The sequence below is a fragment of the Streptomyces torulosus genome (assembly GCF_001419765.1).
Lineage (GTDB): Bacteria > Actinomycetota > Actinomycetes > Streptomycetales > Streptomycetaceae > Streptomyces > Streptomyces torulosus.
Genome location: NZ_LIRK01000153.1, coordinates 1 through 6607 on the forward strand (window position 1 = coordinate 1; position 6607 = coordinate 6607).

Below are 6607 nucleotides of genomic sequence, written 5' to 3' on the forward strand. Positions count from 1 at the left end.
TACGAGGACGCCGTCCTTGCCGTGCGCCTTGAACTCGGGCCAGTAGCGGCCCACCGGGGCGTCCAGGTCCAGCTCGCCGCGCTCGGCCAGCATCAGCAGCGCGGCGGCGGCGACGCCCTTCGTGGCCGAGCGCATGATCTGGGCGGTGCCGTGCTGCCAGGGTTCGTCGCCGTCCACGTCGCGGGTGCCGGCCCACAGGTCGACGACTTTGCGGCCGTGCCGGAGGACGACGACCGCCGCGCCCTTCTCGCCGAACGCCTCGAAGTTGCGGAGGAACGCCTCCCGCACCGGCTCGAAGCCCTCGGCGACCGTGCCGTTCACATCCACGCCGGCGCTCCGTTCCGTTCACTCGCCACGACGACGGGTGCAACGTACACGCACGGCCGGTGATTCCTCCGGCCGGGGCCCGCGGGTGCCGTGCGGGACTTCCCCCAGACCCCCGTCCCGTCGCGGGCCTCAGCCCAGCACGATCGTCACGTCGATGTTGCCGCGGGTGGCGTTGGAGTAGGGGCAGACCTGGTGGGCCGCGTCCACGAGCTTGGCCGCGATGTCCTGGTCGAGGACGGGCAGGGAGACGCTGAGGGCGACGGCGAGGCCGTAGCCGCGCTGTTTGTTGGGGCCGATGCCGACCTTCGCGGCGACCGTGGAGCCGGTGAGGTCGTAGCCCTCGCGGCGGCCGACGAGGACCAGCGCGTTGTGGAAGCAGGAGCTGTAGCCGGCCGCGAACAGCTGCTCGGGGTTGGTGCCGTTGCCGTCGCCGCCCAGCTCGGGGGGCATGGCGACCCTCAGGTCGATGTGGCCGTCCTGGCTGGTGATGTAGCCGTCCCGGCCGCCGTGCGCGGTGGCCTCGGCCACGTACATGATCTTCGCCGGACGGGTGTCCGGACGGGCCTCCGCAGGAGTGTCGGAGCGGGTCTCGACAGCGGCGCCGTCAGTCATGAATGAGCCTCCCCCAGGAAAAGCGCGCACAAGTACATCGTGCACAAGGTACCGGCTGGTAGGTGACAGCGGTTACCAGGGGGTAGTAACCGGCGGTAACGACGGGTGGCCCCGGAGACAGGGGCGCGAGCGGTACTGCGGGGCCGCGTCCGTCCCCGTCAGGTGGCCGTCTTCCGGGTCGACCGCTCCGCCCGTGCCGCCAGCTCCCAGAGCTCCGCCCGCAGGCGGGCCACGTCGCCGCCCCGCAGGCCCGTGGCGGCGGCCAGCGTCTCGGGGACGACCTCCGCCCGGTAGCGGAGCTGCTCGCCGCGCCCGGTGAGCGTGATGTGGACCGAGCGCTCGTCGTGGGCGGAGCGGCGCCGGCTCAGCAGACCCGCCGCCTCCAGCCGCTTCAGCAGCGGCGAGACCGTGCCGTAGTCCAGCCGCAGGGCGTCGGCCAGCTCCTTGACCGTGGTCTCACGCCGCTCCCACAGGCAGAGCATGACCAGGTACTGCGGGTAGGTGAGGCCGAGTTCGTCGAGCAGCGGGCGGTACGCGGCGGTGACCGCGCGCTGGGCCGCGTACAGCGCGAAGCACAGCTGCTCGTCGAGGAGCAGCGACCCGGGCCACGCGGCGTCCTCTTGATTCGTCACGCGCCCCATTGTCCTCAGCTCCCCGCGGCGACCGACCGCGGGTCGAAGCCGAACGGCAACTCCAGGCGGTGGGCCCGCATCAGGTCGTCGTCCGCGAGGAGTTCACCGGTGGGTCCGTCGGCCGCGATGACGCCCTCGCTGAGCACCAGCGAACGCGGGCACAGCTCCAGGGCGTACGGCAGGTCGTGGGTGACCATGAGGACGGTGACGTCCAAGGAGCGCAGGATGTCGGCGAGTTCGCGGCGCGAGGCGGGGTCGAGGTTGGAGGACGGCTCGTCGAGGACGAGGATCTCCGGCTCCATGGCGAGCACGGTGGCGACGGCGACCCGGCGGCGCTGGCCGAAGGAGAGGTGGTGCGGGGGCCGGTCCTTGAACTCGGCCATGCCGACCTGGGCGAGCGCGCGGTCGACGCGGGCCTCCAGTTCGGGGCCCTTCATCCCGGCGGCGGCCGGGCCGAAGGCGACGTCCTCCCGCACGGTCGGCATGAACAGCTGGTCGTCGGGGTCCTGGAAGACGATGCCGACCTTCCGCCGGATCTCCGCCATGTGCTGCTTGCCGACCGGCAGTCCGGCGACGGCGACCGTGCCGGCGCCTCCGGTGAGGATGCCGTTGAGGTGCAGGACGAGGGTGGTCTTGCCGGCGCCGTTCGGCCCGAGCAGCGCGACCCGTTCGCCCCGGCCGACGGTGAAGTCCACCCCGAAGAGGGCCTGGTGGCCGTCGGGGTAGGCGAAGGCGAGCCCGGCGACTTCGAGGGACGGGGGTGCGGGTTCCTTGGACACGGTCACAGGGTCCATCCCAGCAGACAGACGACGAGCGCGGCGAACGGGAGGGCGAAGGCGTACGACCACTGTGCCCGCGAGGCGGTCACCTCGTCGATGACGGGCATGGTTCCGGCGTACCCCCGGCTGATCATGGCGAGGTGGACGCGTTCCCCGCGTTCGTAGGAGCGGATGAACAGCGCCCCGGCGGACTTGGCGAGCACGCCCCAGTGGCGGACGCCGCTCGCCTCGAAGCCGCGTGACTCGCGGGCGATCCGCATCCGGCGCATCTCGTCGGTGATGACGTCGCCGTAGCGGATCATGAAGGTCGCGATCTGGACGAGCAGCGGCGGCAGCTTGAGGCGCTGCAGTCCGAGGAGGAGTTCGCGCAGCTCGGTGGTGGCGGCGAGGAGGACGGACGCGGCGACGCCGAGGGTGCCCTTGGCGAGGACGTTCCAGGCGCCCCACAGTCCGCCGACGCTCAGCGACATGCCGAGCACCTCGACCCGTTCGCCCTGCGCCACGAACGGCATGAGCAGGGCGAAGGCGACGAACGGCACCTCGATCAGCAGCCGCCGCAGCAGGAACCCGGCGGGCACCCGGGCCACGCCCGCGACCGTGGCGAGGAGCACGGCGTACAGCGCGAACGCCCACATCGCCTCGCGGGGGGTCGACACGACGACGACCACGAAGGCGAAGACGGCCGCGAGTTTGGTGTGCGGCGGCAGGGCGTGCACCGGCGAGTGCGCGTGCCGGTAGAGCTTGTGGGCGTGGCCGGCGCCCATGTCAGGCGTTCTCGGGCACGGAGGACGGGGAGGTCGCCTGGGCCTCGCCGGCCCGGCGCCTGCGCACGGCCCAGAAGATCCCGGTGCCGGCGACGACGGTGACGCCGACGCCGATCACACCCGCGAGACCGCCGGAGAGCCGGGCGTCGCTGAGGCCCTGGACGCCGTAGTCGGCGAGCGGGGAGTCGGCGGCGGCGTGGTCCTCGACCTTGGCGTCGATGCCCTGGTCGGCGGCGACCTTCTCCAGCCCGTCCGGGTTCGCGGAGGCGTAGAAGCTGACGACACCGGCGAGGAGGAGGGAGGTGCCGAGCCCGGCGAGGATGAGCTTGCGGGGCGACCGGGCGGCCACCGGCACGGGCGCGGGACCGGCGGCGGGGGCGTCGACGAGTTCGCCGTTCACACGGAGCTTCAGCGGGGCGGTCAGCCCGCGGGCGCCGTGCACCAGGTCCGGGCGTACGGCGATGACGGCGCCGACCGTGGCGGCGGTGATCGCGGCCTCGCCGATGCCGATGAGGGTGTGCACGCCGACCATGGCCGTCAGGACGGAGCCGAGCGGCACGTCCGTGGTGCCGCCGATCGCGTAGACGAAGGTGAACGCGGCGGCCGCGGCGGGCACCGAGACGAGCGCGGCGACGAAGGCGGAGACGGTCACGGAGCGGCGCTTCCTCGGCAGGACCTTGACCAGCCCACGGAAGACGGCGTACGCCACGACGGTGGTGACGACGGCCATGATGGTGATGTTCACGCCGAGCGCGGTCAGGCCGCCGTCGGCGAAGAGGATGCCCTGCATGAGGAGCACCACGGACACGCACAGCACCCCGGTATAGGGGCCCACGAGTATCGCGGCGAGCGCTCCTCCCAGCAGATGTCCGCTGGTGCCGGCCGCGACCGGGAAGTTCAGCATCTGCACGGCGAAGATGAACGCGGCGACCAGTCCGGCGAGCGGCGCCGTCCGCTCGTCCAGCTCGCGCCGGGCCCCGCGCAGGCTGACGGCGACGGCACCTGCGGCGACGACACCGGCGACCGCCGAGACGGGGGCGTTGATGAATCCGTCGGGGACATGCATGCGAGGGCTCGCTCTCCGGATCGCCCGGTGGCGATCGCATCCGGCTGCGCGTGGCTGGAACCTTACGATGATAGGGCCTTATTGCGAGGGTCTTGCAAGAGCGCCTTCACTTCGAATAGCGAACGGATCGCCGTCACCGGGCCGGCCCGACACCCTCCTCCACGGGCGGATGGCGGAAAATATGCGACATTGGAGAGGCACGGAGAGCGGATCAACAGCTTCTGCTTGGGTCACTCAGCGTGAGGAGCCGCCCGATGTCTGTCACCGTCGAGCAGTACGCACGGGCTCATGTCGTCACCGACTCCCCCGAGGACCGGGATACGGTCCCCGTGATCCTCCGCTACGACCCCGACGGCGGCCCCACCGCCGTCCACGTGGGGCTGCCCGGCCCCCACGAGTGGACCTTCCCCCGCGACCTCCTCGAACGCGGCCTGCGCACCCCCGCGACCGCCGGTCCCGTCAGCATCTGGCCCTGCGGCCGGGTCCAGGCCGTCATGGAGTTCCACTCCGCCCACGGTGTCGCGGTGATGCAGTTCGACACGAAGGCCCTGATCCGCTTCCTCCGCCGCACGTACACGGCCACGCCGGTCGCGCACTGAACGCCGGCGATCGCGCACTGAAGCCCGGCGATCGCGTACTGAACGCCGGCGTTCCGGTCGAGCAGAATGACCGGATGGCCGATGAGATGCACAAGGGCGGGCTCGCGGCGCCCAGTTCACTCCGCGGGCTGTGGGCGGTACGGCACGGGCAGAGCACCGCGAACGTCGCCTTCGCCGAGGCCGAGCGCACCGGCTCCACGGAACTGCCGGTCCCCGGACGGGACACGGACGTCCCCTTGTCTCCGCTGGGGCGTGAGCAGGCCGGGTCGCTGGGCGACTGGCTCGCCGGGCTGGACGAGGGGACGGGGCCGGACCTCGTGGTCTGTTCGCCGTACGCCCGGGCCCGGGAGACCTGGCAGGTCATGGCCGCGCACCCACGGGTGTCGGCGCCTGAGCTGCTCGTCGACGAGCGGCTCAGGGACCGGGAGATGGGCGTCTTCGAACTGCACCCACCGGGCGCGCTGCGGGCCCGCGCCCCCGAGGAGGCCGCGCGGCGGGCCCTGCTCGGCGAGTGGGCGTACCGGCCGCCGGGCGGTGAGGCGATGGCCGATGTGGCGCTGCGCGTACGGGACTTCGTGACGGAACTGGACCGGGCCGCGCCGGGACGGCGGGTGCTGCTCGTGGCGCACGACGCGATCGTCATCACCCTCCGCTTCGTCCTGGCCGGCCTGGGCGCGCCCTCCCCCGACACACTGCCGCCGGTCCCCAACGCCTCGGTCTCGTCGTGGACCGGTACGGGCGGACGGCTGCGTCCGCTGCGGTGGGGCGACACCGCACACCTCGCCTGAACCACCGACCCCTCGGCCCACGTCTCTGACGACGACCGCCCGTACGACGCCGATCACGCCCTGGACCTCGACGCCGATACGGCGGAATCACCACCTACGACGACCACGACTCGATGACGACGGAGGGACACCCCATGACGGAGCAGCCCGATTCCGAGCCCGTGCTCTCGCGTGTGGAGCCGCTCGGCGGCGGCCCGTACGCGGATCAGCCCTACGAGGCGGCCCTCGGTGACCTGCGCAGGACCGTCGGCGAGGTCTCGGCCGCCCTGCGCGACGCCGCCGGAGCCACCCGTGAGCACCTGCTCGGGCGCCAGCGGGAGCTGAACCGGCTCCAGTTGGCCCTGCGCCCCGACGACACGGACGCCCTGGCCGACGCGCACGCCCTGTGCCACCGGGTCCGTACGGGGCTGGCCCGACTGCCGGGCGGCGACGCGTGAGCCGGTCGCCGAACGACCCCGCGACGCCGACGGGGACGTCGAAGGGGACGCCGAAGGGGCCGACCCTCGAAGGGCGGCTGCCCCTCGCCGAGAACCAGCGGATCTTCCGGGAGCAGATCGCCCCCGTCTTCCTGGACGGCTGCGCACCGCAACGGGCCCCGGTCGCCGTCATCGTGGCCGGGCAGACCGGCGCCGGGAAGACCGCCGTGACCCGTATGGTCAAGGACGCGCTGGACCGGGGCGGCCCCTCGGCCTGGATCAACATGGACTTCTACAACCCGCACCACCCGGAGTACGCCCGCTGGCAGGCCGAGCGCCCCCAGGAGGCGGACGCGCTGGTCCGCCCGGACGGCGACCGCTGGTGGGAGCAGGCCCAGGACCTCGCCCTCTCCCGCGGCTACAACATCCTGCTCGAGTCCGCGATGGTCACCCCGGCCGAGTACGAGGACATCTGCCGCCGCATCCGCTCGGCGCGGCTCCCCGAGGGGGTCGCCCCGTACCGCATCGAGACCGCGTTCGTGGCCGTGCCCGGCCCCGTCAGCCGGCTCGGCGTCATGACCCGCTACCTCGACGAACTCCAGCGGCACGGCCACGGCCGCCTGG

General features: G+C 72.7%; 10 protein-coding genes. 4 read left to right on the top strand and 6 right to left on the bottom strand.

Annotated elements, in window-relative coordinates:
* The 6 genes from AOK23_RS11595 to AOK23_RS11620 all read right to left on the bottom strand — a co-directional run.
* On the bottom strand, positions 1-327 hold a 327-nt coding region (locus tag AOK23_RS11595), incomplete at its 3' end, for a serine hydrolase domain-containing protein (protein ID WP_157878007.1).
* Positions 328-456: 129 nt separating this feature from the next.
* Positions 457-939, bottom strand: coding sequence for an organic hydroperoxide resistance protein (locus AOK23_RS11600; RefSeq protein ID WP_055712648.1), 483 nt, complete (start codon positions 937-939; stop codon positions 457-459).
* Between the two features lie 158 nt (positions 940-1097).
* Complete coding sequence (locus tag AOK23_RS11605; RefSeq protein WP_276205729.1) at positions 1098-1571, bottom strand: MarR family winged helix-turn-helix transcriptional regulator; 474 nt, start codon at positions 1569-1571, stop codon at positions 1098-1100.
* Positions 1572-1585: 14 nt separating this feature from the next.
* On the bottom strand, positions 1586-2365 hold the full coding sequence (locus AOK23_RS11610) for an energy-coupling factor ABC transporter ATP-binding protein (RefSeq protein ID WP_055712650.1): 780 nt from the start codon (positions 2363-2365) through the stop codon (positions 1586-1588).
* On the bottom strand, positions 2353-3114 hold the full coding sequence (gene cbiQ, locus AOK23_RS11615) for a cobalt ECF transporter T component CbiQ (RefSeq protein WP_055712651.1): 762 nt from the start codon (positions 3112-3114) through the stop codon (positions 2353-2355). Before cbiQ ends, AOK23_RS11610 begins: the two co-directional genes overlap by 13 nt.
* 1 nt (position 3115) lies before the next feature.
* Positions 3116-4180: an energy-coupling factor ABC transporter permease gene (locus AOK23_RS11620; RefSeq protein ID WP_055712652.1), complete on the bottom strand. Its 1065-nt coding sequence runs from the start codon at positions 4178-4180 to the stop codon at positions 3116-3118.
* Between the two features lie 254 nt (positions 4181-4434).
* On the opposite strand from AOK23_RS11620, the gene AOK23_RS11625 reads away from it, so the two are divergent.
* From AOK23_RS11625 to AOK23_RS11640, 4 genes are all read left to right on the top strand, one after another.
* Positions 4435-4779 carry an SsgA family sporulation/cell division regulator gene (locus tag AOK23_RS11625; protein WP_055522317.1) on the top strand — a complete coding sequence of 115 codons (345 nt, stop codon included), beginning with the start codon at positions 4435-4437 and terminating at the stop codon, positions 4777-4779.
* Positions 4780-4853: 74 nt separating this feature from the next.
* Positions 4854-5567, top strand: coding sequence for a histidine phosphatase family protein (locus AOK23_RS11630; RefSeq protein WP_107102770.1), 714 nt, complete (start codon positions 4854-4856; stop codon positions 5565-5567).
* A gap of 134 nt (positions 5568-5701) precedes the next feature.
* Positions 5702-6004: a hypothetical protein gene (locus AOK23_RS11635; RefSeq protein ID WP_055712653.1), complete on the top strand. Its 303-nt coding sequence runs from the start codon at positions 5702-5704 to the stop codon at positions 6002-6004.
* Positions 6001-6607 (top strand): zeta toxin family protein (locus AOK23_RS11640; protein WP_206336182.1); only part of this gene is annotated, 607 nt, incomplete at its 3' end. The genes AOK23_RS11635 and AOK23_RS11640, both read left to right, overlap by 4 nt.